This is a genomic window from Chryseobacterium sp. c4a (genome assembly GCF_009900745.1).
Lineage (GTDB): Bacteria > Bacteroidota > Bacteroidia > Flavobacteriales > Weeksellaceae > Chryseobacterium.
The window spans coordinates 25,495-50,697 of sequence record NZ_WXVU01000022.1; the positions used below are offsets into that span (position 1 = coordinate 25,495).

Annotated in this window: 22 protein-coding genes; 15 read left to right on the forward strand and 7 right to left on the reverse strand. The window is 34.0% G+C overall.

The window, feature by feature from the left end:
* Nucleotides 1-53 precede the first annotated feature (53 nt).
* The 6 genes from GTR01_RS21985 (at nucleotide 54) to GTR01_RS22010 (ending at nucleotide 5,144) form a co-directional block, all read left to right on the forward strand.
* Nucleotides 54-644 carry a hypothetical protein gene (locus GTR01_RS21985; protein ID WP_160139869.1) on the forward strand — a complete coding sequence of 197 codons (591 nt, stop codon included), beginning with the start codon at nucleotides 54-56 and terminating at the stop codon, nucleotides 642-644.
* A 132-nt stretch (nucleotides 645-776) separates the two neighbouring features.
* Nucleotides 777-1,763 carry a phosphatase PAP2 family protein gene (locus tag GTR01_RS21990; RefSeq protein ID WP_160139870.1) on the forward strand — a complete coding sequence of 329 codons (987 nt, stop codon included), beginning with the start codon at nucleotides 777-779 and terminating at the stop codon, nucleotides 1,761-1,763.
* Between the two features lie 232 nt (nucleotides 1,764-1,995).
* The gene (gene kdsB, locus GTR01_RS21995) at nucleotides 1,996-2,718 is read left to right on the forward strand and encodes a 3-deoxy-manno-octulosonate cytidylyltransferase (RefSeq protein ID WP_160139871.1); all 723 of its coding nucleotides are present in this window, start codon (nucleotides 1,996-1,998) and stop codon (nucleotides 2,716-2,718) included.
* Nucleotides 2,719-3,007: 289 nt separating this feature from the next.
* Nucleotides 3,008-3,673: a histidine kinase gene (locus GTR01_RS22000; RefSeq protein ID WP_160139872.1), complete on the forward strand. Its 666-nt coding sequence runs from the start codon at nucleotides 3,008-3,010 to the stop codon at nucleotides 3,671-3,673.
* 37 nt (nucleotides 3,674-3,710) lie between these two features.
* Nucleotides 3,711-4,286 carry a glutathione peroxidase gene (locus GTR01_RS22005; RefSeq protein ID WP_160139873.1) on the forward strand — a complete coding sequence of 192 codons (576 nt, stop codon included), beginning with the start codon at nucleotides 3,711-3,713 and terminating at the stop codon, nucleotides 4,284-4,286.
* Between the two features lie 63 nt (nucleotides 4,287-4,349).
* Nucleotides 4,350-5,144 (forward strand): tetratricopeptide repeat protein, encoded by a 795-nt coding sequence (locus GTR01_RS22010; RefSeq protein ID WP_160139874.1) that lies wholly within the window; start codon nucleotides 4,350-4,352, stop codon nucleotides 5,142-5,144.
* Nucleotides 5,145-5,238: 94 nt separating this feature from the next.
* Here GTR01_RS22010 and GTR01_RS22015 read toward each other — a convergent pair whose 3' ends face one another.
* Nucleotides 5,239-5,901, reverse strand: a complete 663-nt coding sequence (locus GTR01_RS22015) for an NAD(P)H-binding protein (protein WP_160139875.1) — start codon at nucleotides 5,899-5,901, stop codon at nucleotides 5,239-5,241.
* Between the two features lie 205 nt (nucleotides 5,902-6,106).
* Between GTR01_RS22015 and GTR01_RS22020 the strand changes: the two genes are divergently transcribed.
* A complete protein-coding gene (locus tag GTR01_RS22020; RefSeq protein WP_160139876.1) occupies nucleotides 6,107-6,460 on the forward strand; it encodes an MmcQ/YjbR family DNA-binding protein in 354 nt (117 codons plus the stop codon).
* A 101-nt stretch (nucleotides 6,461-6,561) separates the two neighbouring features.
* Entirely contained in the window at nucleotides 6,562-7,050 is a 489-nt protein-coding gene (locus GTR01_RS22025; RefSeq protein ID WP_228452315.1) for a YbaY family lipoprotein, read from the forward strand.
* Between the two features lie 43 nt (nucleotides 7,051-7,093).
* Here the strand turns inward: GTR01_RS22025 and GTR01_RS22030 are convergent, their stop codons facing one another.
* Nucleotides 7,094-8,014, reverse strand: coding sequence for a bifunctional riboflavin kinase/FAD synthetase (locus GTR01_RS22030; protein WP_160139877.1), 921 nt, complete (start codon nucleotides 8,012-8,014; stop codon nucleotides 7,094-7,096).
* Between the two features lie 287 nt (nucleotides 8,015-8,301).
* Between GTR01_RS22030 and atpD the strand changes: the two genes are divergently transcribed.
* The 3 genes from atpD to GTR01_RS22045 all read left to right on the forward strand — a co-directional run bounded on the left by atpD (nucleotide 8,302) and on the right by GTR01_RS22045 (nucleotide 11,088).
* Nucleotides 8,302-9,810 carry a F0F1 ATP synthase subunit beta gene (atpD, locus tag GTR01_RS22035; RefSeq protein WP_160139878.1) on the forward strand — a complete coding sequence of 503 codons (1,509 nt, stop codon included), beginning with the start codon at nucleotides 8,302-8,304 and terminating at the stop codon, nucleotides 9,808-9,810.
* Nucleotides 9,811-9,897: 87 nt separating this feature from the next.
* On the forward strand, nucleotides 9,898-10,179 hold the full coding sequence (locus tag GTR01_RS22040; RefSeq protein WP_123871407.1) for a FoF1 ATP synthase subunit delta/epsilon: 282 nt from the start codon (nucleotides 9,898-9,900) through the stop codon (nucleotides 10,177-10,179).
* A 90-nt stretch (nucleotides 10,180-10,269) separates the two neighbouring features.
* Nucleotides 10,270-11,088, forward strand: a complete 819-nt coding sequence (locus GTR01_RS22045) for a hypothetical protein (RefSeq protein WP_160139879.1) — start codon at nucleotides 10,270-10,272, stop codon at nucleotides 11,086-11,088.
* A 466-nt stretch (nucleotides 11,089-11,554) separates the two neighbouring features.
* On the opposite strand, the gene GTR01_RS22050 is transcribed toward GTR01_RS22045, so the two are convergent.
* Together GTR01_RS22050 and GTR01_RS22055 are read right to left on the reverse strand one after the other, a co-directional pair.
* Nucleotides 11,555-13,750 (reverse strand): B12-binding domain-containing radical SAM protein, encoded by a 2,196-nt coding sequence (locus GTR01_RS22050; RefSeq protein ID WP_160139880.1) that lies wholly within the window; start codon nucleotides 13,748-13,750, stop codon nucleotides 11,555-11,557.
* A 362-nt stretch (nucleotides 13,751-14,112) separates the two neighbouring features.
* Nucleotides 14,113-14,853, reverse strand: a complete 741-nt coding sequence (locus tag GTR01_RS22055) for a hypothetical protein (protein ID WP_160139881.1) — start codon at nucleotides 14,851-14,853, stop codon at nucleotides 14,113-14,115.
* A 175-nt stretch (nucleotides 14,854-15,028) separates the two neighbouring features.
* On the opposite strand from GTR01_RS22055, the gene GTR01_RS22060 reads away from it, so the two are divergent.
* Both GTR01_RS22060 and GTR01_RS22065 read left to right on the forward strand, forming a co-directional pair.
* Nucleotides 15,029-15,616, forward strand: coding sequence for a Crp/Fnr family transcriptional regulator (locus tag GTR01_RS22060; RefSeq protein ID WP_160139882.1), 588 nt, complete (start codon nucleotides 15,029-15,031; stop codon nucleotides 15,614-15,616).
* Between the two features lie 138 nt (nucleotides 15,617-15,754).
* On the forward strand, nucleotides 15,755-16,405 hold the full coding sequence (locus GTR01_RS22065; protein WP_160139883.1) for an NADPH-dependent F420 reductase: 651 nt from the start codon (nucleotides 15,755-15,757) through the stop codon (nucleotides 16,403-16,405).
* A gap of 127 nt (nucleotides 16,406-16,532) precedes the next feature.
* Here GTR01_RS22065 and GTR01_RS22070 read toward each other — a convergent pair whose 3' ends face one another.
* The 3 genes from GTR01_RS22070 to GTR01_RS22080 all read right to left on the reverse strand — a co-directional run bounded on the left by GTR01_RS22070 (nucleotide 16,533) and on the right by GTR01_RS22080 (nucleotide 19,883).
* On the reverse strand, nucleotides 16,533-17,417 hold the full coding sequence (locus GTR01_RS22070) for a DMT family transporter (protein ID WP_228452316.1): 885 nt from the start codon (nucleotides 17,415-17,417) through the stop codon (nucleotides 16,533-16,535).
* Between the two features lie 75 nt (nucleotides 17,418-17,492).
* Nucleotides 17,493-18,764, reverse strand: a complete 1,272-nt coding sequence (locus GTR01_RS22075; RefSeq protein WP_185155157.1) for an aminotransferase class I/II-fold pyridoxal phosphate-dependent enzyme — start codon at nucleotides 18,762-18,764, stop codon at nucleotides 17,493-17,495.
* An 81-nt stretch (nucleotides 18,765-18,845) separates the two neighbouring features.
* Nucleotides 18,846-19,883 (reverse strand): PLP-dependent cysteine synthase family protein, encoded by a 1,038-nt coding sequence (locus tag GTR01_RS22080; RefSeq protein WP_160139885.1) that lies wholly within the window; start codon nucleotides 19,881-19,883, stop codon nucleotides 18,846-18,848.
* Between the two features lie 222 nt (nucleotides 19,884-20,105).
* Between GTR01_RS22080 and GTR01_RS22085 the strand changes: the two genes are divergently transcribed.
* Complete coding sequence (locus GTR01_RS22085) at nucleotides 20,106-23,591, forward strand: DUF2723 domain-containing protein (protein ID WP_160139886.1); 3,486 nt, start codon at nucleotides 20,106-20,108, stop codon at nucleotides 23,589-23,591.
* Nucleotides 23,592-23,681: 90 nt separating this feature from the next.
* Complete coding sequence (locus tag GTR01_RS22090) at nucleotides 23,682-25,169, forward strand: hypothetical protein (protein WP_160139887.1); 1,488 nt, start codon at nucleotides 23,682-23,684, stop codon at nucleotides 25,167-25,169.
* Nucleotides 25,170-25,203: the final 34 nt, after the last annotated feature.

Genomic DNA, 25,203 nt, shown 5'->3' on the forward strand with positions numbered 1-25,203 from the left:
GTAAATTGTTACACTGGTACATTGCTATATTGCTACATTATAGTAATTAACCCATGAAACCTCAAAAAAAACCTCTCATTGAAACAAAATATCTATTTTATTTCACATTGGTTATCATTCCATTAGTGATCATCAGTGTTTGGCTTTCCGGAACGGGTGATCACCGTTCATTATTTCAAAACTCTATGATATCAACCTCAATTTTGGGAGTTGTATTTTTCCTGTTCATCACTTTAGGATTGTATTATGGTCTGAAGTTAAAAGATAATGTAGGAAATATTTTAAATAGGGAAAGAATCAAAAAGTATGTTGATAAAACACCTACAATGGATGGTTTTGATTTTGACCCGCCTGCAGTAGGAGATGGAATAGGAGGTATCATTGTTTCAATTCTCTTATGGATTATATTTTCCATTTTACTTGTATTCCTTTTATCTTTTCTTGGGCTTTTCTTTTGGTCAGCAGTTTTTCTTTTAGGAGCAATGTTGTACTGGATTTTTTTCAGAGCATTAAGATTAGTATTTAAAAACTCCCGCAAATGCAAAGGAGATTTTGTAAAAAGCATTGGATTTGGCTTTCTATACTCGTTTGTCTATATTTCCTGGATCTATGGGATCATTTTCCTGATCAATTATATCAACTAAGTCCTAGGTGTTATTTTACAAAAAAATTAAATAAATATTAAAAATTAAATAAATATTTTGTAGTAAGGCTAACAAGGAATTATCTTTGAGCCCTTTATAAGCTAAGAATAAACAGGGTTGAAAACAACAACGATGAAAAAATTGAGATTTTTGCTATTGCCAATGTCCATATTGGTATGTTCACAAGAGGTGGATACACTGCAGGTAAAGGAGCTTTCACAGATGCCTGAACTTCCCAAAGTACAAACATATACCCTAAAAGATGGATCTGTACGAACGTATCCAAAGCCTAAATTGCTGGATTTTGTGACCAAACTGCCTCGAAATTTTATTGATACTAATAAAGACTTTGTAGCAAAAGATCATGCTTATTATTTAGGAGGTGCTATTGCCTCAACATTAATCCTATTGCCTTTTGATCAGAAATTAATTGATAATTCAAGAGAACTTGGAGAAAGATGGGGAATGGATAAAGATAACAACTATACTAAAGTAGGTGGGGTTTTCAAAATCCCTAAAGACATCGGATCTACACTGTATCTTATAGGAAATGGTTCTACATTAGTATTTCTGGGAATTGGTTTTGGAGCCTATGGTTTAATTAAAAATGATTACAGAGCACAGGCAACTGCCAGTGGATTAATGGAAAGTTTAATCCTTTCCGGGGTTTTCACTCAAACAATCAAAAGAATTACCGGAAGAGAAAGCCCGTTTATAGCAGAAGAAAATGGAAATAAAGGAGGTGCTTGGAATCCGTTTCCAAGTTTTTCAGCATTTGGGAAAAATACATCTAATTATGATGCCATGCCATCCGGGCACTTAACAACGTTTATGGCTGGTATTACTGTGATTGCCGACAACTATCCGGATGCAAAATGGATAAAACCTGTAGGATATACATTAGCCGGAGCTTTATGTTTTCAGATGATGCAAAGTAAAGTTCACTGGGCTTCCGACTATCCGGTAGCACTATTAATGGGATATTTTATCGGAAAAACAATCTCAAAAAGCAGATATACTTCCTCAGAAAAGACAATAGGAAAAACAAAATATAAATTTGACCTTATGGCATCCCGCCAATGGGAATATAATATGGTAGGGGTAAAGCTGTCTTTTTAATCTATAGACTCATTTAAATAAAAATCTATATCCGATTCTCACATTTTCATCGAAGATGTGGGAATTTTGTTTTTGAGAAGAATAAAAACTACTGATTTTAATGAGGAAATTAGACAGAATACCACATTTATAGGACAAACTAAAATAGTTTTCACTATTTTTGATCTGAATAAGCCATATATTCGTCTTTGTACAGATGATGGCTTGAAAAGATTTAATTAATATTTACTGAATGAAAATAATCGCTGTCATCCCTGCACGCTATGAAGCAAGCCGTTTTCCGGGAAAACTAATGCAGATACTGGGAGAAAAAACTGTTATTACCACCACTTATCAAAATGTAGTAGAAACAGGACTGTTTGACGAAGTATTTGTAGCAACAGATTCTGAAATCATCTTTGATGAAATTACCCAAAATGGAGGAAAAGCTGTAATGACAGGACAACACGAAACAGGAAGCGATCGTATTGCAGAAGCTGTACAAAATATCCATTGTGATATCGTTATTAATGTTCAGGGTGATGAGCCTTTCCTAAAGCTAGAGCCTTTACAACAACTGATCGAAGTTTTTAAACAGGACATACAACAGGAAATCTCTTTGGCATCATTAAAAATAAGATTGTCCGGAAAAGAAGAAATAGAAAACCCTAATAATGTAAAAGTAATTACTGATAATAATGGTTTTGCACTATATTTTAGCCGTTCCGCTATCCCTTTTCACAGAGAAACATCCTATGATGTAAGCTACTTTAAGCATATCGGAGTATATGCATTCAGAAAAGAAGCCTTATTACAATTTTCAAAACTGGAAATGAAACCATTAGAAATATCGGAAAAGATTGAATGCATCCGCTATCTGGAATACGGAATGAAAATCAAAATGATAGAAACCAATTTCGTTGGGGTAGGTATTGATACACCCGAAGACCTGGAAAAAGCAAGAAAGTTGATTTAATACGATGAAAGTGAGATCGTTTGAGAATATTTAAATCCAATCCGATGATTAGATAGCTCAGCTTTCTTCCTGTTTTTGCTTTTTATCCCAATTCCTCTTATATTTGAATTGATAAATAAGTTATTAAGAGGATTAGATATCTTACGAGAGAATCAATCAGAGAAGATTCTGCTCTCTAAAAATTTGAAAATAAAATATTATACCTTACATAAGCGTTAGGTTTTAAAGAAGATCCGGGATCATTTTAATGATGGAAACTTTCTTTAAATAACTATTTTAATAAATCTAAATGAAAAAAATAATATACTTAGCCCTTTTTACCGTTACAAGTTCACTGTATTATGCTCAGACTGCAAAGGAAATTATTGATAAAAATATTGAATTATCCGGAGGTCTCACCAATTGGAAACTTTTAAATTCCGTATTGCTACAGGGAAAAGTGGTATTAGGAGTTAAAGATGAATACCCTATAAAAATTTACCAGCAGCGTCCTAATCTTACGAAAACAATTATTGTAACCGGAGGAAAGGAAACAGCCATTGAAGGTTTTGACGGAAATAAAGGCTATGCAATGAATTATGCAGCCAATAAACTTCAGGAATATCCGGAATACGTACCCGAAAGTTTTGATAACGATTTTATTGATTGGGAAAATAAAGGCTTTGTTGCCAAATATCTTGGAAAAGAAAAAGTAGGAGAGGTCTATTGCCATAAAGTGGAGCTTACCAAGAATGTGAATAAGAATATGTATTATTTTGATACAACCACTTATATGCTCTTAAAGGAAATTAAAAAAGAAGAAACTGTAGTATATTCCGATTATAAAAAAGTAGGAAATCTTACGATGCCTTTCAGAATAGAATCTTCAAGCCCTAAAAAAGATGGAGATTATGTGATGGTGCTTAATAGAATAGATGTCAACAAGGTGTTTCCTGCGAATATCTTTAAGTTTTAATTCACCCGCAGTTCAGACTGCATAAAATTGATAAGAAATGAAAAATATTTTTTTACTGTTGCTTTCATTAACAGCGTTCTTGCAAAGCTGCACCAATCAAAAAAGTGAAATTTCTAAAGCTAAAACCAATGAACTTATGGGAAAAACAATATATGACTTTAAAGTAGAAAGCCTTGACGGTAAGGAAATCAACTTTGCAGATTTCAAAGGAAAAAAGATCCTGATCGTGAATACCGCTTCAGAGTGTGGGTTCACCCCACAGTATGCAGATCTTGAAAAAGTATATGAAGAATATAAAGATAAGTTGGTAGTCGTAGGTTTTCCAGCTAATAACTTTGGTGGACAAGAGCCCGGAACTAACACTGAAATCGGAAAATTCTGCCAGAAAAATTACGGGGTAACATTCCCAATGGCAGCAAAAGTTTCTGTAAAAGGAGATGATACAGCACCTATTTTTAAATATTTAACAGAGCAGGAGCTAAATGGAGTGAAAAATACAACCATCCTTTGGAACTTTACCAAATTCCTGATCGATGAAAACGGAAAATTGATTGATAGTTATGTAAGTACAACAAAACCTACAAGCGAATCAATTACAAAGCATTTGAAATAAGAAATAAAAAATTATATTTTTTACAAAGTGGATGGTTACATCCACTTTTTTTATTTTTACAGGATGAAAAAACTATTAACGATCTGTATTCTGATTCTTTTTGTAAAAGGATTCTCTCAGGATAATTATTTCTTAGGAAAAACCAATTATTGTACTCCTCAAAAACAAGATTCTAAAAAAGATTTTGAAATGGCAATTCTCGCCCTTCAATTTCCTAAGTATTATGGGGGAGTTACTAATCTGATGATGAAAGTTGTAAAGGAAGATTCTACCTATTGTGATGCCCATTTTATGGCAGGATATCTTTTCAGGTTACAAGATATGCATAAAGAAGCATTAGTAATGTATTACATTGCAGACAGTCTATCTCAAAATAAAGCTCCAATATTTAAACAGAATCTTGCTGTACAATATATGAAATTTGGGAAGGTAGAAAAAGCTAGAAAGAAATATGAGGAAATCATAAAATATTTTCCCGGTGATCCTGAAGGATATTATGGAGTTGCCAATACTGCTTTGGTATTGGAAGATTACGATAAAGGAATAGAAAATTTAAAAAAGGCAGAGGAACGCTATAACTATATAGGATCTGTAAAAATGGATGTAAAGTATATGTTTGGGGCATTGTACTGTCTTAAGGAAGCCTATGATGAAGCTCTTCCTTACCTGGATGAAGCCTATCCCACATACAAAAAAGATGAAAACTATCTGGCATTATATGCTCTTACCCAAATAAAGGTGGGCAGAAAAAAGAGTGATGAAAAACTGATTAAAAAAGCCCAAAAAACGTTCGATAAAATAAAAAATAAAAATATCGCTGAAAATATTTCAGGAAAACTGAAAAAAGAATTCTCTTAAGATTTGTTCTTACTTTAAAAAGAATACTAAGGAATTCCATAAATCTGTGCAATCTGTGATTAAATAAATATTACCATAGATTGCACGGATTTTTTTATGATTTATCAATTATCTTATCTGCAAAACAAAAAATATTTCCAAGTTTAATACTAGAGTAGCCATTACTTTTTATCTTGGAAGAATTAATCATAGCCTTTGCTAAAATATCTGTAGGTAAAGGCTTTTGACTTTCCAGTAGCCCCAATTTATTAGCAAACTTTATAATTCGGCTGCCCAGAACTTCACCGGTTCTTTCTGAATTTTTCCGTTCCAACATTCCGGGTTTAAAAATGGTGATTTTATTAAAGTGTAGTTGTTTTACAGCTTCTTCCAGTTCGCCTTTCATTTTAGAATAAAAAATCTTAGATTTCGGATTGGCACCATAAGCTGAAACCAGAATATAATCTTCCACATTATTTTCCCTGGCAGCTTTAGCAAATTCATACTGATAATCAAAATCTACTTTTTTCTGAGCTTCTTTACTTCCGGCATCTTTCAATGTAGTTCCCAAACAAGAAAATGCTACATCTCCCTTTACCATCCCTTTCCATTCTTCAGGTTTTTCGAAATTTACAACATGAACAGTAAGCCTTTCGTTCTCAATTCCAACTGGTTTTCTAACAAAAATATCGACTTCCTCAAAAGCCTTATCGTTGAGTAACTGATTGACCAAATCTTTTCCTGTAGCGCCCGTAGCACCTATTACTAAAGCTTTCATAACAATGAGGTTTGATGTGATGTATTTTCTTTCTTAAATTTACTAAATTTGAATAAAAGATAAAAGATAAAAGATAAAAGATAAAAGATAAAAGATAAAAGATAAAAGATAAAAGATCTTATCATTAAACATCTTGTCTATCATTTATAAATTATTATTAATCACATGACTCATTATACTTATTATTAATTACTCATAAAAAACCATGGATGCCAACGAAATACTAGACTATTGTCTTGCCAAAAAAGCAGTTACGGAAAGTTTTCCTTTTGATAATGAAACCCTTGTTCTAAAGGTAGATTCCAAAATGTTTCTATTGATGGGGCTGGAAAGACAACCCTTGTCAATCAATGTTAAGACAGATCCGGAATGGAGTGCAGAACTTCGGGAGCAATATCCTCAGATTACAGGAGCCTATCACATGAATAAAACCCATTGGAATTCAGTTGATGTAGACGGTTTGAAAAGAGAGTTGATTTTTAAGTTAATAGATCATTCTTACGATTTAGTATTTAAATCCCTTACTAAGAAAGTCCAAAATACAATCAATAATTCTTAAAAATGTTCAGGTAATGCTTCGAATTAAAATCAATTCGGGTATGGATTTTGTTATCAAATATTTGTGAAATATTGAATACACATTAATTAAAATAAGAATATATGAAAAATCACCTTTTATTATTCATGGCAGCAAGTGCATTGACACTTTCAAGTTGTAACAAAACAGAAAAGAAAACAGCTCCTGAAGCTTCAGTATCTGAGAAAGCGACAGAAAATTCTTCGGATAATCTTAAAATTGAATTTACAGGAACAGATAAATTTACAATTAAGAATCCAAAGCTTAAAGTGAGCTTATATGGAATAAGTGAGGGATTACAGGATGCTCCTGCAACCTTAATTACTGAAAAAGAATTTGAAGGAAAGGAAATTCCTTTTACTATTGAATTGCCGGTACCAAAAGATGCGGAAAGTAAAATCACTCCAAAACCTACAAATGGAGTAAAATATTATATTGCTACAGAATGGGATTCAGACGGAAATGGAAAAGCCAATGAAAAAGGAGATATCTTTATTGACCATGATAAAGCATTTCCTAATGTAAAACTAAATAGTGAAGTCCAAAAAATCTACGTAAAGACTTTAAAATAAAAAAATAAGAAAGGCTATTCAAAAATGAATAGCCTTTTTTATCTTAGAAATTAAATTCTTCTGTCAATCGTTTATCTTCATCCAGTCGCTCAATAAGTTTTTCTAATCCTTCAAACTTGATTTCATCATGAAGAAAATCTCTGAATTTTACAGTGATCTTTTCATCGTAAATATCATGATCAAAATCAAGGATATAAACTTCCACTGTTAACTTCTCTCCATTTACCGTAGGATTTGTTCCAATGCTCAACATTCCTTTATACTGCTGGCCTTTTACCTGTACTTCCACAATGTAAGCGCCTTTCTTTGGTAAGAGTTTGATAGATTCTGTTTCAATATTAGCTGTTGGATATCCAATGGTTCTTCCAATTTTCTTTCCATGTACTACCGTTCCAGAAACAGGGTAGGAATATCCTAACATTTCATTGGCTTCTTTGATATTGCCTGTTAAAAGTGCATTTCGGATTTTGGTAGAGCTGATATTATTCTCGTGAATATTAATGGCTTCCATCTGTTCAACTTCAAAATCCAATTCCTTAGACAGTTTTTGAAGAAGTTCAAAATTTCCACTTTTATTTTTTCCGAAAGAATGATCATATCCTATAATAAGGTATTTTACATTCAGTTTATCAATCAGGATCTGGCGCACAAACTCTTCTCCGGTAAGGTTTCTGAATTCTTCATCAAATTCTTTCAGAAACAAATTGTCAATGTCATATTTTTCAATACGCTGCTGTTTTTCCTCAATGGTATTCAGAAGCTTTAGATCTTCATTAGGATTAAAAACAAATCTTGGATGTGGCCAGAAAGTAAGGATGGCAGTTTCCAGATTGTTTTCTGTTCCTACTGTAATCAGTTCATCGATAATACTTTTATGTCCAAGATGCACCCCGTCAAACATACCTAAAGACAATGCTAGAGGCTTTTGAGAGGAATAATCATTAAAATTTTTGAAAACTTTCAAAACGGAAAAATTTGATTGCAAATATAAAGCCTTTATTTTGAATGTAGCGACTATGGGCTGGGGTAATTTGTTATTTTCAAAATAGGAAAAATTGAAGACAATATCTGTATATATGACAAAATAATTCTGGAAAATAATGAGAGGTTACTAAAATAACAATTAATTCCCTTGAATAGGTCTTAAATTTACGCTCAGTAATGTTTACAAAAAGCATGATAAAAATCTTTTTTTTACCAATTGCGTGTTTACGAAGAATCACTATATTTGCACCAAGAAAAAATTTAGCAATGGCAAACCAAATTAAAGGTAAAATTTCTCAAATTATTGGTCCGGTAATCGACGTTGTCTTTAATGATGTGGAAGCAGTTCCAGCAATCTATGACGCGTTAGAAATTACAAAAGAAAACGGTGAAAAAGTAGTTTTAGAGGTAGAACAACATATTGGCGAAGATACAGTAAGATGTATTGCAATGGACGCTACTGATGGTCTTAAGAGAGGTCAAGATGTAATCGGATACGGAAATCCTATTACTATGCCAATCGGTGAGGCTGTAAACGGAAGACTATTCAACGTTGTTGGTGATGCTATCGACGGACTTCAAGATATTTCTAAGGAAGGTGGTCTTCCAATTCACAGACCAGCTCCAAAATTTGATCAATTATCAACTTCAGCAGAAGTTTTATTTACAGGTATTAAAGTAATCGACCTAGTTGAGCCTTACGCAAAAGGAGGTAAAATTGGATTGTTCGGTGGTGCTGGTGTAGGTAAGACCGTATTGATCCAGGAGTTGATTAACAATATTGCAAAAGGGCACGGAGGTCTTTCTGTATTCGCCGGAGTAGGTGAAAGAACGAGAGAAGGAAATGACCTTTTGAGAGAGATGCTTGAATCAGGCATTATTAAATATGGAGATGCTTTCATGCACTCTATGGAAGAAGGTGGATGGGATCTTTCTAAAGTAGACCTAGAGGCTATGAAAGATTCAAAAGCAGCATTCGTATTCGGACAGATGAACGAGCCGCCAGGTGCAAGAGCTAGAGTAGCACTTTCTGGTCTTACATTAGCTGAGTACTATAGAGATGGTGGTGAAAGCGGACAAGGTAGAGACGTACTTTTCTTCGTAGATAACATCTTCCGTTTTACACAAGCTGGTTCTGAGGTATCTGCACTTCTTGGTCGTATGCCATCAGCGGTAGGTTACCAACCAACTCTTGCTTCTGAGATGGGTGCGATGCAGGAAAGAATTACTTCAACTAAAAATGGTTCAATTACTTCAGTACAAGCGGTATACGTACCTGCGGATGACTTAACTGACCCGGCTCCTGCAACTACGTTTGCTCACTTGGATGCAACTACGGTACTTGACAGAAAGATTGCTTCATTAGGTATTTACCCAGCGGTAGATCCATTGGCATCTACTTCAAGAATCCTTTCTCCAGAAGTTATCGGTCACGATCACTATGACTGTGCTCAAAGAGTAAAAGAAATTCTTCAAAGATATAAATCACTTCAGGATATCATCGCGATTCTTGGTATGGAAGAACTTTCTGAAGAAGATAAATCAGTTGTTTACCGTGCAAGAAAAGTTCAGAGATTCTTATCTCAGCCTTTCCACGTAGCAGAACAGTTTACAGGTATTCCAGGATCATTAGTAGATATCAAAGATACTATCAAAGGATTCAACATGATTATGGATGGTGAATTAGATCACTTACCAGAAGCTGCTTTCAACTTGAAAGGAACTATCGAGGAAGCTATCGAAGCTGGACAAAAAATGTTAGCTGAAAACGCTTAATAAATTAGACACAAGATACCAGATACCAGACATGAGACTTTACGTTGTCTGAAATCTGAAATCTGAAATCTTCAAATCTAAATTAAAATGAATATAAAAATATTAACACCGGAATATGTAGTTTTTGAAGGAGAAGTAAACTCAGTATTATTGCCTGGAAAAAATGGTGAATTCCACATCATGAAAAACCACGCAGGAATCGTTTCTTCTTTAGTTGGTGGGAAAGTAAAGCTTTTTACAAACTCTGTAGATGAAGCTTTCGCAAAAAACCTAACCAAAGAAAATGATAAAGACTCTGTTTTTTCATATTCTATCAAGAGCGGTGTTGTGGAATTTAATCATAACAAAGGAATTATCCTTTGCGAATAATTAAATGAAAAGCTAAATATATTTTCAAAAAAGTGTAACTTTGGTTACACTTTTTTTATTTTATTTCAATTCATGTAAAAATCTGATTCTATGAAGAAAAGTATAATCATATTCTTTACAATTCTGGGGGTGTGCCTCAATGCTCAGAATATTAAAACCAAAAGAGGAATTATCAATTTAGACGGGATCCCGGTGGCCAAAATATCCAATAAATCCAATGAATATACTTTCATGGATCTAAAGGAAACACCTTTATACACCATAAAATTTATTGATAAAAGTATTGTAGACTCTGTAAGGGACAGCTATATCCAGATCAATAGAGTATATAACAGGGATAAAACCATAGAAGTTGATTATTCTTCACCTTCTGCATTTTCCGGAGAAGAAAGATCTGCAGTTTATACATCCGTGAAAGATTTTAAAATCATTGATAGTAAAGGAATCAATGTGAAGACTCTTGATGAGCTGTTCTCAAACGTTCCAAAAAGGAAACTGGACAGTAAAACAAAGGATGCCTATACGATCAGAAAAAAGATTGACAAAATGAATCTTGAGGTAAATAAAGTAGGCGAGATCCTTAGTAATGGAGTTCCTGTGGGATATTTTACCAATCTGCCTGTAAGCTTTGGTTCAGATGATAAGATTCAGGAAAAGAGTTTTATAGATATTGAGATCTATGATGCAAAAAGTAAGTTCATAGGGAAATATATTACAACAACAAAGCAGCTAAAAACTGCTGGTGGAAAGTCTTTTACACTCTTCAGGGAAATGTCCGGAAGAGCCTCTATTTTAAAATATCCGACCTATAAAGCCCTTGCAGAACGTATGGCCATTATGGATCCGAATTTTATTAAAGTTCAGGAAAAAGTATCTGTAGGCCCTGTTACAAAAGATAGCCCTAATTAAATTTAGCTAAAAAGCATACGATAAAACCTTGGAAATATTTTCTGAGGTTTTTTTATTTACTAATATTTTAAAAATAGATTTTCTATTCGTGTATTCGCGTTGTGTATATTTTTTGCCATTAATACACGAATTTTCTTTTTTCCTGGATATAAATAATGATATAATAAGCAAGTGAAATAAGGGGTATCTGTAAGAACCCTTTTAGCAGAATTTTGTCCGGAAAGAATCCCAGAATTACATTTTAAAATAGGAGGCTGGATTCCTACGGAATGACAAAGATTATGGATAAGCAGCTATCATAAAATGTAAAAGCCATCCAATAGAAACGGGCTTTAGCCCATTTTATAATAAACATAAAATTCTATTGGCTTTAGCCAAAATCTATAATATGCCTAATCTCTAAAATCTGCGTGAGAAAAATAAAAAATCCTTCATTAGAAAATCTCTGAGAAAAATCAGAACAATTTTATAAACTTAAAATAACCCCATTTTCCTTCAATTGCTGCATTGGTTTTGAGAACCAGAACAATTCAAAATCTTCAAAATTTTCTTCAAATTTATTTTTAAGTTGCTGAGCTGTAGGTTTTTTCTGATTATCTATAGAATGTTCTTCCAAAATATCCATCAGCCATTCCGCTTTATCCTGTTCAAGCTCAACCTTTACAATATTGGTTTTTAGGTGGAATGTAAGAAGCGTATATGTACCAGAATATTTCTTTTTATTTTTTACGCGATTCTCAGCGATTACATTTTTGGTTAGAAAGACGACTTTTGAATTGGCTTTAAATTTAAAATCTTCATCTTCCAATAGGCTATCATGAATATAATCGGGATGAATGGTCGTTCTTGGAATTTTAAAATCAAACCACTCCTGAAGGGGAAGATCAAAATTAATTCCATGCATATAGTTGAATAAAGATTTTTTTAAACCTGAACTAAATTTATCATGATTGATTCCTGTTTTGTCTGTAAAATCAATATCATTATTGGCAAATAGAATTTCCTGTTTGATTGGGGTAACTCCAAATTCTTCGGGATTCAATCCAACCGGTGAATGGGCGGTCATTGCAAACTGATGCCAAAAACCACTTTGTAAAATTCCCATTTCAAATAACTGGCGAATCATTTCCATAGAATCAATTGTCTCTTGAACAGTTTGGGTAGGATAGCCATACATCAAATAAGCATGGATCATAATTCCGGCTTCTGTAAAATTTCTCGTCACTTTTGCAACTTGTTCCACAGAAATACCTTTATCAATTAATTTCAATAATCGATCACTGGCTACTTCAAGTCCACCTGAAACAGCAACACATCCGGATAGCTTGAGTAAACAACATAGATCACGGGTGAAGCTTTTTTCAAAACGGATATTCGTCCACCAGGTAACCACAAGATTTCTACGAAGAATTTCAAGCGCAACCTCTCTCATCAAAGCTGGGGGTGCGGCTTCATCCACAAAATGGAAACCGGTTTCACCTGTTGTTTTAATGAGTTCTTCCATTCTGTCAACCAGAATTTTGGCAGAGATAGGTTCGTAGATCTTGATATAATCTAAAGAAATATCGCAGAAGGTACATTTTCCCCAGTAACATCCGTGAGCCATTGTTAATTTATTCCATCTTCCGTCACTCCATAAACTGTGCATAGGATTGGCAATTTCAATCACAGAAATATATTGATCGAGTCTTAAATCTGTATAATCCGGAGTACCAATGTCTGCCTGTTTGTAATCGTGCCTTTTGGTGTTATTTTTATAAACGACTTCCTGATTCTCAATTAAAAATGTTCTTTTGTATTGAGATTCTTCATTGTGTTCAGGATGACAGACATTTTCGCATAAAAGTTCAAGAGGAAGTTCACCATCATCCAACGTAATAAAATCAAAAAATTCAAATACTCTTTGATCTTTGATTTCTCTTAATTCTGTGTTGGGGAAGCCTCCACCCATTGCGATTTTAATATTCGGAAAATTTTTCTTTATAAACTGTGCACATCTGAATGCAGAATATAAATTACCAGGAAAAGGAATAGAAAAACAGACCAATTTAGGCTGAACAGTTTCTATTTTTTCACGAAGAATGGTTAAGGTGAAATTATCAATAAATGTCTGGTGATCAGATAATTTTGAATATAATTCATCAAAAGAATTGGCACTTTTACCCAGACGTTCAGCATATCTGCTGAATCCGAAATCGGCATCAATATTTTCAACAATATAATCTGAAATATCTTCCAGATACAAGGTCGTCAGGTGCTTTGCTTTATCTTGAAGTCCCATATTTCCGAAAGCAAATTCCATATCATCCAATTGATTGAATCGGGAAGCTTCAGGGAGAAAGTTCATGCTGCAGATCTGTCTTGCCAATGTTGGTGTTTTCCCTTGTAAAAAGGGGATAACCTGATCGATCGTTTTTAAATATTCTTCTCTTAAGGCATAAATTCTCTGAGAGTTTTCAGAAATATTCTGAAGATCAATTTCTTTACTGAAAACCTTTTGTAATCCACTTTTTGAAAATAACTCCAAAATAACATCTATTCCCAAATCCATCTGATAACTGGAAATATTTTTAGTATTTAAAAACCCTTTAATATAAGCTGTTGCCGGGTAAGGAGTATTAAGTTGGGTAAAAGGCGGAGTAATAAGAAGTAGGTCTTTCAACAGAAATTTTTTGCAAAGTTATTCTAAAGTTCTTTCAGAAAAAAATTTTTTGTTCTGATTATAAACAGTTCTAAATGATGACAGTTTTGTCTTTGATAATTTTTCCCGCGGATCTCACAGGTTTCGCAGATAAAATGCAGTTGTGGTATTGGGATTCTTGATGAATATCATTGAAGATAAATTTCTTTAACGTAAAGTTTTATTTTTCGATGTGTTGTATTTTAAGAAGGCAAAGTATGGAATCAATTCCATTGATTCTTTTTAAGCGAATGTATTATCCATATAGCTTCTTTAGCGACAGAGTTACTTTTTTTGCTCCTAAAATAGAGCAGTAGGATGATTAAAACTTTGCGTTTTAAAAATTATTTAAACACAGCATCAGGTGGATTATTTTTGATGAAATTAAGAAAAGACTCTTCTTCAAAATACCCATTCTCATCTAAAATTTCAGGTGTTAAAACTTCTGCTTCGTCGGTGCTATCCAATATTGTTTTTTCAATGTATTTTCCTGATTTTCCTTCAATTACATTATGAAAACTGATTAAATATTCTGAATGTATAGTGCCTTTTGCAACTGTATACTGTCCATTTTCAGCAATTAGTGAACTGTTAATATTTCCGCTAATATAAGTTTCATTATCGTTACCAGATGCTCCAAACAGGATATTACAGGACAGATTTCCTGTACAATATAATGAACCATTGACGATTACATTTTTTGCCTGTATATTTCCAATAACAATAAGCACAATATAATCCTCAACAAAGAGGTCTCCGGAAAGAGTAATATCTTGGTCAAATACAATAACTTTATAACCCTCGCCATCCTTGGTTACTAAATTGAGAGATGTTGAGCTTTCATTCTCAGAAAGGATAATTATAGGAAGTTCATCCTCATTAGCCTGTAAAGAACTTTCTTTTATTTTTTCTATAGTTTCCTGATCCAGTATCTCAAGAAATTCTGAAAAGTCTTCTTCGTCTAAAGACTGATCTTCGAATAAAGAAAAATCCAGAGCTGAAGTAGTTACAGAATAAAAATCTTCTGACTGGTTTTTAAGTCGATTATATAATTGATCCTTTGTGAGTTGTTGTAATTCTTTCATGAAATTGATCTGTTTTTTCAAAAGAAAATAGATAAATGCAAGATAAGAAGATCTATAAACATTCATCGAGGCTTTATCATTTACTTATTCAGTTTTTTTTTGATATATTGTCTTATCTATTTTTCATTGTATTCTTTGAAAATTTGGAAACCAAATACAATATATCTTATTGGCCATGTCAAAAGAAACCGCTCCACTTATCAGCTATTTTAAAAGCTTTATTCCACTTTCAAAAGAAGAAATTGAAGTATTGGATGAGCGTATGATAGAAAGAAGAATTAAGCGAAAGCAATTTATTTTACAGGAAAATGATATATGCCAGTACTATACATTTGTAGTTTCCGGATGTCTCAAAATGTATAGTATAGATCATAATGGGGAAGAACATAATCTTCAGTTTGCTTCAGAAAATGACTGGATTGTAGATATTGATAGTTTTCATAACAGAAATCCCAGCAAACTATACATCATTGCCCTGGAAAATTCTATTGTACTACAAATTGAAAAAAATGACCTTTGGTATCTTTATACCTATTATCCAAAGTTTGATAGAAATTTTAGAGTGATTATTGAACATAAATTCATTGAACTGCAGAATAGAGTATTACAGAATATAAGTTCAACAGGAGAAGAAAAATATGAATTTTTTCTCAGACAATATCCTCAATTAGCTAACCGTATTTCTAATGTAGAAATTGCTTCCTATCTGGGAATAACACCACAGTTTCTTAGTAAAATCCGACAAAAAAGAATAAAAAATTAATTTATTTCCTTTTAAAATATGAAACTAGTTTAAGAATTGATCTTACCAAAAGTCAAGATGATTTCTTAAACTAGTTTGCTGTTTTTTCATAGCCTTTTCAAGTAATTTTGACCTAAACAAATATTAAAATTCAAACAAATGGAAACATTGAAAAAAGTAGCCGTAATTGGCTTAGAAAATATCGGAAAAGCAATTGCTAACGATTTGATAAAAAATAATCATGAAGTAATTGTTGCTTCAAGAAACAGCGAAGAAGCAAAGGATTTTGCTGAAAAATCAGGAGGACTTGCCCAAAGTATGAGTATTAAAGAGGCTATCAATACTGTTGATCTTGTTATTCCTGCTATATGGTTTGGCTCTTTTAAAGATTTTTTTAGTGATTATGGAGATATTTTAAAAGATAAGACCATTATTGATGTATCCAATCCTATTGCTCCTGATGGAAATGGGGGATTCAAAAAAATTATTGGTGAAAGGGAATCAGCGGGAGAGCTTAATAAAGCTATTCTTCCCAAAGGTGCTAAACTGGTAAAAGCTTTCGGAACTCTTGGGGCAGAAACTCTCGCAGGTGCTTCAAACGGGAGTCCAGTAAAATCTGTATTATTTTATGCATCAGATGATATGGAAGTAAATAATGATGTGGAAAAAGTTATTACGGACGCGGGATTTGATCCTTTAAGAATAGGGGGCATTGATCAGTCTATCCGAATAGAAGTTTTTGGTGATTTACATGAATTCGGAGCATTGGGAAAAGCGGTTACCCTTACAGAAGCGAAGTCAGTACTTTAAAATAGAACCAGGAAAATATTCTGATTATATAGATGTCATCAGATAAATAACGAATGTTTTGATTCATAAATGATAAAGCCGGAACTATTTGTCCGGCTTTCATCATATGATTAAAATAGTAATACTTTTACATTGAGCTTACCTTTTTACGGTCTGAAATAACATTCAGCGTAACTCCCAATAAAATCAGTGTAATTCCAATTAACAAATTGGTTGTAAACTTTTCATTAAACATAAATACACTTACCATTACAGCAACTACCGGTTCCAACGCTCCTAAAATAGCGACCGGAGTAGAACCAATACTTTTAATAGCATAGACCAGACACAAGCTGGAAATAACGGTAGTAAGAAAGGCAAAAATAAGAAAGTTAACAAAAATACTCATTGAAGGGATAGCAAATGACTGATTCCCAATAACTGATTTTGTCATAAAAAACAAAGACGTAAAAAGCATCGAGTAGAAGGTAAGCTTAAACCCTGAAACTTTCAATTGTGATTTATTGACAATTACCATATACAACGCATAAAATAGTGAACTAAGCATCACGATTCCCAATCCTGCAAAATTGATCTCAAAACCTGTTCCTTTTAGACATAAAACAATCACTCCGGCAAAGGCAAGAAATAATGAAACGATAGATAGTTTGGTTAATTTCTCTTTATAGAAGAAAAACATAATCAACGCTACAATTACCGGGTAGATGAACAGAACTGTAGAAGCAATTCCTGGAGTAAGAAAATCATAACCTATAAACAGAAATTCGGAAGAAAGGGCATAACATATTCCAAGAATAGCTAATATTAAAGCTTCCTTTTTATTGATTTTGAAATTTTGTTTAGAATAAATGAGATATCCTCCCACCAGTATGGCTGAGAAGAAAAACCTGTAGAACAAGGTGATGTCCATTGAAAAACGAGCCTGCTTGATGGGCAGGATAAAAATCGAAATCAGTCCGTACGAGACTGCCGAAAAAATACCCAATAAATAACCTCTAAGTTTTATTTGCATTGTATAGTTATAGTTTTTAAAACAAAAAAACCACTGAGTCAATAGATCAGTGGTTTTTTTTATTTTGTTTAAAGATTAGATCGGTTTAAAACTTAATCCTTGTTCCTGCAGTAATAATTGTTCCTGCTCTTTATAGTAACCACTTACCAATTTATCATGAATCCCTTCAAATGCAGCCAGAGTTTCATTAATCTCTGCATCCGTATGAGAAGCGGTAGGAATTAGTCTTAAAAGAATCATTCCCTTAGGAATTACCGGATAGACGACAACTGAAGTAAAGATCCCGTAATTTTCTCTAAGGTCTTTTACCAATAGAGTAGCTTCTACAGGAGTTCCCTGCATCATTACCGGAGTTACACAAGTATTGGTGTCACCAATATTGAATCCTCTTTCTTTTAATCCACTTTGTAATTTTTCAACATTTTCCCAAAGTTTAGCTTTAATCTCAGGTCTTGATCTTAATAGCTCTAGTCTTTTTAATCCTCCGATTACCATTGGCATGGTAAGAGATTTTGCGAAGATTTGCGATCTTAGGTTAAACTTCAGGTATCTGATGATTTCTTTGTCTCCCGCAAGGAATGCTCCGAAACCAGCCATTGATTTTGCAAAAGTAGAGAAATATACGTCAATCTGATCGTTACAGTTTTGTTCTTCACCTACACCTGCTCCCGTTTTACCTAATGTTCCGAAACCGTGAGCATCATCTACTAAAAGTCTGAACTGATATTTTGATTTAAGTTCGCAGATCTCTTTAATTTTCCCCTGCTGGCCTCTCATTCCGAAAACCCCTTCAGTAATCACAAGGATTCCTCCTCCTGTTTCTTCTGCCACTTTAGTCGCTCTCTGAAGGTTTTTCTCAAGACTCGCCATATCGTTGTGCTTGTAGGTAAATCTTTTACCTGAATGAAGTCTTACTCCATCCACGATGCAGGCATGAGAATCCATATCATAAACAATAACGTCGTTTCTGCTTACCAAAGCATCAATGGTAGAAACCATTCCCTGGTAACCGAAATTCAATAAATATGCTGATTCTTTTTGTACGAAGTCTGCCAACTCTCTTTCCAACTGAAGGTGCTGATCTGTTTCTCCAGACATCGCTCTTGCTCCCATTGGATAGAACATTCCGTATTCTGCAGCCGCCTTTGCATCTGCTTCTATTACTTCAGGATGGTTACATAATCCTAAATAATCATTGGCACTCCAGAAAATTACTTCTCTACCCTGAAATTGCATTCTCGGGCCGATAGGTCCCTCTAATCTTGGGAAAATAAAATATCCTTCTCCGTAATCTGCAAATTGTCCAAGAGGTCCTGGATTTTCTTTTATTCTTTCAAAAATATCCAACATTGTATCGTAATTTTTAATTAAAAAAGCCTTTCTTGTAGAACACGCAAAAGGCTTTATTATATCGTGATTTTATTTGTTCTATTTAATAAACTCTGTCTTAAAGACTTCGTCATAATTGTGGACACAGTTGTTAACAAATCCCTGTTCGGCCATCCACTTATCACTGTATACTTTAGTGATATATCTTGAACCGTGGTCAGGATAGATTAAAACAACCATATCATTTTCGGTTAATTCGTGGGACTTCGCATATTGTATAAGTCCTTGAGTCACAGCTCCTGTAGTATAACCTCCCATGATTGCTTCTTTTAAAGCGATCTCACGTGTTCTGTAGGCAGCCATTTCATCATTTACCCTTACAAACTCATCTACCTTATCGAAAAGAAGAGCAGAAGGGATCAAATTTTTCCCCATTCCCTCAATCTGATAAGGGTGTACATCTTCCTTGTGAATCTCACCTGTCTCGTGATAGCTTTTTAATATAGAACCATCTGCATCCACCCCAATAATTTTAATATCCGGGTTTTTCTCCTTCAAAAACTTTGCTGAACCAGATAAAGTACCACCTGTTCCGGTACAGGCAAAAAGGTGAGTGATCTTACCTTCTGTCTGTTCCCAGATCTCAGGACCTGTAGTCTGGTAGTGGGCATCAATATTCAGTTCATTAAAGTACTGATTGATGTAAATAGAATTGGGAGTTTCCAAAGCAATTCTTTTCGCTACTTCATAATAAGATCTAGGATCATCCGCCGGTACATTGGCAGGACATATATAAACAGTAGCTCCTAAAGCTTTAAGATAAGCGATTTTTTCCGGTTTGGTTTTGTCGCTTACCGCGAGAATACATTTATATCCTTTGATGATACATACCATGGCAATAGAAAACCCAGTATTTCCAGAAGTAGTTTCTACAACTACGGAGTCTTCTTTCAATAAGCCTTTTTTCTCTGCATTCTCTATAATATGAAGTGCGATTCGGTCTTTGGTAGAATGTCCAGGATTATATGATTCTAACTTGGCATAAACGGTTGCTGGAATATCTTTTGTAACAGTATTTAGCTTCACCATAGGAGTATGTCCTATTAGGCCAAGAATATTATCGTAAACATTACTCATTATTTGTTATTTTCAATAAAAATCTGACTGCAAAAATACAAAAAAATAAATAATTACTAAACTTTTGTTTGATTTCTAGACCATCGTTTCGTAAAAAAATATTTTCCTGTTTACAGTATTAGCAGGAGTTTAATCGCAAATTTTAAGCCAAATTTTTAAAATTTGTTAAAAACAATATAAAATAATATAAAAGCCTTATTTTCGCATAATTGATTTAATACTATGAAAAATTGGACTTTTAGGCAATGGAACACCGTTTTAGGATGGGTGATTTTCGTCATTGCGTTTTTCACGTACTTGTCCACAATAGAACCCAATTTCAGTTTTTGGGATTGTGGTGAGTACATTTCTTCTGCAGTAAAACTTGAAGTAACGCACGCTCCCGGAGCTGCTTTATTCCAGATAGTGGGTGCCGTGGCAGCCATTTTTGCATTAGGGAAAGGCGAAAATTACTCCATCGTAATCAACGCGATGTCTGCATTGTTCAGTGCGCTGACTATTTTATTTTTGTTTTGGACGATCACTCATTTTGTGAGAAGATTGCTAAACAAAGATTTTGAAGAAATTACAAAACATCAGGAAATCTCTATCCTGTTTGCCGGAGCGGTAGGAGCATTGTGCTTCACGTTTTCAGATACCTTTTGGTTCTCGGCAGTAGAAGGTGAGGTATACTCTATGGCTTCTATGTTCATCGCGCTTTTGGTCTGGTTGATTACGAAATGGGAAAATGAGTATCAGGCAGCAGACAGTGAAAGATGGATTATCCTTATTTTCTTCGTTTTAGGACTTTCCGTTGGGGTACACATGATGTGTATGCTGGCAACTCCTATGGTATGTCTTGTATATTATGCAAGAAACTATAAGTTTACCTGGAAAAACTTTATCCTGGCAAACCTTATTACATTAGGGATTTTGATCGTAGTTTTCAAAATTATTTTCCCTTTGATTATGACGATGTTCGGAAGATTGGAAATTTTCTTTGTTAATGGTCTTGGACTTCCTTTCCACTCCGGAACAATTGCAGCATTTATTTTAATGGTAGTGATTTGCTATTTCTTGATTAAGTATGCAAGAAAAGCAAAAAAGAATATCTATCAAACGGCTGCTTTATCTGTGGTTTTTATGATGATTGGTTTCTCTTGCTGGATGGTAATTCCGATCAGAGCGAATGCTAATCCACCGATGAACCTTAATGATCCGGATACAGCGATTGGAATGTTAGATTATTATAACAGGGAACAATATGGTGACTGGCCAACCATCTACGGACAAAACTATACAGCTTTCCTTGATGCAAACGGGATTCAGAAGAATGAAGATGGAAGCTTCAAAACAAAAAAGACCGGAGAAATCTACGAAAAAGATGAAAAAACCGGAACTTATAGAAAGACTGGAGACCGATTCAATTATGTGTTCAGCCAGTCTCAAGTGAGCTTAATGCCAAGAATGTTTAATGAAGATAAAGATGTAATGGCGAACTACATTTCGATGTACGGAGCACCTGATTTTACATTCAATTATGCAAATGAAGATGTAGCAGATAACCCTCAGGCTAAGCAAATCTTTGATGAGCTGAGAGCTAAATATGAGGATAAATCGATTACAGCAGCAGACTATTTAAAGGTAAAACCTTATAACCTTATTAATGTTCAGAAGCCTTCATTGCTTCAGAATATGGATTACTTTATTTCCTTTCAGAACGGATATTACTTTGTAAGATACCTGATGTGGAACTATGTTGGAAGACAGAATGACCTTGAAGGAAACATGGAAAGCACAAAAGGAAACTGGATTTCCGGAATTCCGTTTATCGATAATGTGAATGTAGGAAACCAGGATAAAATGCCTGCTAAATTCAAAAATGAAAGTACAGTAGCATTTTTCTTCCTTCCACTAATTTTAGGATTAATCGGATTCTTTTTCCAATTAAACAGAGACTTTGGAAGATTCTATGCGCTATTATCATTATTCATTATTACCAGTGTCGGAATTATTTTCTATACAGGAGTAAAACCTTTTGAGCCAAGAGAAAGAGATTATGCAATGGTAGGTTCATTCTATGCTTTTGCGATCTGGATCGGATTGGGAGCTGGAGCTATTTTATGGTTTGTACAATCTAAAATCAAATCGAACGGAGCTAATATTGCTTTAGGAGTTGTATTATTAGGAGTACCTTTTATGATGGGCTTCCAGAACTATAATGTTCACGATAGAAGTAACAGATATACTGCTTATGATTATGCATATTCAGTGTTAAAATCATTACCGAAGAACGATATTTTATTCGTGTATGGTGATAATGATACTTATCCGGTTTGGGCTATTCAGGAAACGGAAAGATTCAGAGATGATGTGAAAGTGGTTAACTTTACTCTTGCTTCAACACCTTGGAATCTTGACCAGGTGAAAAGAAGAACTTACAACGCAATGGGAATTCCAAGTGAGTTGACTCATGAGGATTATAGAGATGGTGTAAATGACCAGATCTATATGATGAAGAAGGAAGATTGGGAAGGAGTTTTCTCTATGTTGAAAGAGCAAGGAGTTCCGGATACAGAATTCAAAGACTTCAGAAAGTACCTTACACAAGATTCTTTAACGCTGAAAGATGCAATTAAGTTTATCAAATTCAAATCTCCTGAAAAAGATCAGTTATTGAAAATGTACTTCGGAGAAGAGAAATATGAAAAGTATAACATTCTTCCGGTAAACAAATTTATTCTTCCGGTAAATAAAGAAAATGCTTTAAAAGCTGGAATTATCAATCAGGCTGATCTTCCAAATGTAGCGAATCAGATCATGATTACTTATAAAGGAAATACACTATATAAAAATAACCTGATCTTGATGGATTTATTGGCGAATTTCGATTGGAAGCGTCCAATTAACTTCTCTTCAGGAGGTATTTATGACAGTGAAAACATTTTCTACCTTAATGACTATCTTCAGTTTGACGGATTCAGCTACAGATTAATTCCAATCCAAACGCCACCTTCAGCAGACGGAGATATGGGTAGAGTAGATGCCAACAACCTTTATAATGTGGTGAAAAACTTCAGATGGGGTAACTTTAAAGATCTGAATGCTCACTTTGATGAAACGGCAACGTCTAATATCATCAGCTACAGAATGTCAGCAAGCAGAGCCGCTTCAGCATTAGCATTAAGCGGACAGAAAGCTAAAGCATTAGAGATCCTTGATCTTGCAGCTAAAGAAATCCCTGCTGAAAAATACAATGATCCACGTTCTTTAAGTTCTATTGTAACCGGATATATTATCGCAGGACAGGAGCAAAAAGGATTACAACTCGCAGAAGTCCTTAAAAAGGGAATCTTTGATGAGTATGATTACTACTTAAGCCTTTCTAAAGCAGATCAAAGTTACTTAAGAAGACAGATGAGAACAAAACCAATGGAATATTCTCTTGTGGTAGCAGCGGTTACAGATGCTTATATGAAGATCGGACAAAAAGAAAAAGCATATGCTTATCTGGTAAAATCCATTGAACCGATTGATAAAAAATTCAATGCTTTTGTAAAAGAACTTCAGGAGATGGGCAAAGAAAAAGCAATGAAAGAATCTGAAGATGTTCAAAAGATCACACCATTCTACCAATATTTATTTGACGTTATGGAACCTTTTGATTCAACTTATTCTAAGGAAAAAGAAAATCAGATTACTTCAGCAATTATCAAAGCAACACAATAAAATACTTTTAAAAACGGAACTTCGGTTCCGTTTTTTTGTTATTGGCAGTCCTGAATTTTAAGATTATATTTGTGAAACTAAAAAAGCATAATGGCTGAAACACAAAAAAGCAAACTCCCAATATATGCCGTAATCATTACGGTTCTTTTTAAACTTATTTTCTTATTAACTCATTACATTCAGGAGGATGCTTTCATCACCTGGAGAGTAGCTCAGAACTTGTTGGATTACGGGGTAATTGGTTTTAATGGCGATACTAAGATTTCTGCTTCTACCACCCATTTGTACGTTTTTGTGTCTTATATTTTCAACCTTATTTTTGGTAAAGAACATTTTATTGAACCTCTTTTGATTTTTAATTCCTTATTATTTACGATTGGAACGTTGTTCCTATCTCATTTGGTTCTTAAAAATCCTTGGCACAAAGCTATTTTTATCTTTTTAATTGGAATTCTACCTCCTGCCATCAAGATTTCAATCCTGGGAATGGAGTACGGAATTTTGTTCTTCCTGGAAATGTCTTTGTTGTACTATGGTTTCCATAAAGGGAAAAAATGGGTGCTTACTCTTCTTCCGATCCTGATCATGTTTACAAGGGTAGATACGGTTATCTTCCTTGGAATTGTATTTCTGGTTGATCTGTTCTGGAATAGGAAGATCCGATGGAATTATATTTTTGGAGGAATTTTAGGCCTTTTATCAACAGTTGCTTTCAACTGGTTTTACTTCGGAGAAGTGGTTAATAACACTATTACTGCTAAAAAATTACTTTACGAACAACAATTGACCTTCGGAGAACATCTCAACTATTTCCTGGTAAGTTTTGGGAATTTCTGGGGAATGCTGAAGGTTCCCGGCGCTTTTAATCCCATCACGATTATTGTTCTTATTTTTGAGATACTTTGCTTTATTTATCTGATCAGACAAAGAGAAAAGAGGAATTATTTCTTATGGATGATCTTTATTTTCGGATGGGTAAAACAGATTATTTTTATCTCTCAAAAAAGCTTATTCGACTGGTATTATTGGGTTCCTCAGCTTTTACTTTTTGTTCCGGTTCTTATTTTTGTATTAGAGCAGAAAGAGAGAAGAAAATTATGGCTGTCTATGCTTGTTATATTTTATATTGTCCCGATGTTGGCTTTCCAGACCATTCATTCTATTGCAACAGGAAACGGAGAATGGAACTATCGTAGAACTATCGGACGGTTCTTAAACAAGTATGAGAAAGATAAAAATCAGTGGATTTTATTGGAGCCTGCAGGATATGTTCCTTATTTTTCAGGATTAAAAACCATTGATGAAGTAGGATTGGTAGACAAACAGATTCAGGAAGAGATCAAAAAGGATAAAACAAATTACTGGATCAATACCGTTAAAAACAGAAAACCAAAATACCTGCTTTCTTACCAGAACTTATACAAAGGAAAAAATGCAGACTATTATCAAACTCACTATAAATTACTGAAAGAATTCAGAGTAAAAGATCATCTGAAAAACGATAATAAAATATTGGAAAAGATCTACAACCTGAAACCTTCCGGAACAGACTATAATCTGTATATCAGAGTTGATTAAAAGATTAAAAATTGAAGAGTAGCGTAATAAGGAA

What these genes read in the sequence shown, in the direction of transcription:
- GTR01_RS22090 (WP_160139887.1), top strand. Translation starts at nt 23,682, where the DNA reads ATGGCTGAAACACAAAAAAGCAAACTCCCAATATATGCCGTAATCATT.
- atpD (WP_160139878.1), top strand. Translation starts at nt 8,302, where the DNA reads ATGGCAAACCAAATTAAAGGTAAAATTTCTCAAATTATTGGTCCGGTA.
- GTR01_RS22060 (WP_160139882.1), top strand. Translation starts at nt 15,029, where the DNA reads ATGTCAAAAGAAACCGCTCCACTTATCAGCTATTTTAAAAGCTTTATT.
- GTR01_RS22065 (WP_160139883.1), top strand. Translation starts at nt 15,755, where the DNA reads ATGGAAACATTGAAAAAAGTAGCCGTAATTGGCTTAGAAAATATCGGA.
- GTR01_RS22025 (WP_228452315.1), top strand. Translation starts at nt 6,562, where the DNA reads ATGAAAAATCACCTTTTATTATTCATGGCAGCAAGTGCATTGACACTT.
- GTR01_RS22085 (WP_160139886.1), top strand. Translation starts at nt 20,106, where the DNA reads ATGAAAAATTGGACTTTTAGGCAATGGAACACCGTTTTAGGATGGGTG.
- GTR01_RS22000 (WP_160139872.1), top strand. Translation starts at nt 3,008, where the DNA reads ATGAAAAAAATAATATACTTAGCCCTTTTTACCGTTACAAGTTCACTG.
- GTR01_RS22020 (WP_160139876.1), top strand. Translation starts at nt 6,107, where the DNA reads ATGGATGCCAACGAAATACTAGACTATTGTCTTGCCAAAAAAGCAGTT.
- GTR01_RS21990 (WP_160139870.1), top strand. Translation starts at nt 777, where the DNA reads ATGAAAAAATTGAGATTTTTGCTATTGCCAATGTCCATATTGGTATGT.
- GTR01_RS22045 (WP_160139879.1), top strand. Translation starts at nt 10,270, where the DNA reads ATGAAGAAAAGTATAATCATATTCTTTACAATTCTGGGGGTGTGCCTC.
- GTR01_RS22040 (WP_123871407.1), top strand. Translation starts at nt 9,898, where the DNA reads ATGAATATAAAAATATTAACACCGGAATATGTAGTTTTTGAAGGAGAA.
- GTR01_RS22055 (WP_160139881.1), bottom strand. Translation starts at nt 14,853, where the DNA reads ATGAAAGAATTACAACAACTCACAAAGGATCAATTATATAATCGACTT.
- GTR01_RS22015 (WP_160139875.1), bottom strand. Translation starts at nt 5,901, where the DNA reads ATGAAAGCTTTAGTAATAGGTGCTACGGGCGCTACAGGAAAAGATTTG.
- GTR01_RS22010 (WP_160139874.1), top strand. Translation starts at nt 4,350, where the DNA reads ATGAAAAAACTATTAACGATCTGTATTCTGATTCTTTTTGTAAAAGGA.
- GTR01_RS22070 (WP_228452316.1), bottom strand. Translation starts at nt 17,417, where the DNA reads ATGCAAATAAAACTTAGAGGTTATTTATTGGGTATTTTTTCGGCAGTC.
- kdsB (WP_160139871.1), top strand. Translation starts at nt 1,996, where the DNA reads ATGAAAATAATCGCTGTCATCCCTGCACGCTATGAAGCAAGCCGTTTT.
- GTR01_RS22080 (WP_160139885.1), bottom strand. Translation starts at nt 19,883, where the DNA reads ATGAGTAATGTTTACGATAATATTCTTGGCCTAATAGGACATACTCCT.
- GTR01_RS22005 (WP_160139873.1), top strand. Translation starts at nt 3,711, where the DNA reads ATGAAAAATATTTTTTTACTGTTGCTTTCATTAACAGCGTTCTTGCAA.
- GTR01_RS21985 (WP_160139869.1), top strand. Translation starts at nt 54, where the DNA reads ATGAAACCTCAAAAAAAACCTCTCATTGAAACAAAATATCTATTTTAT.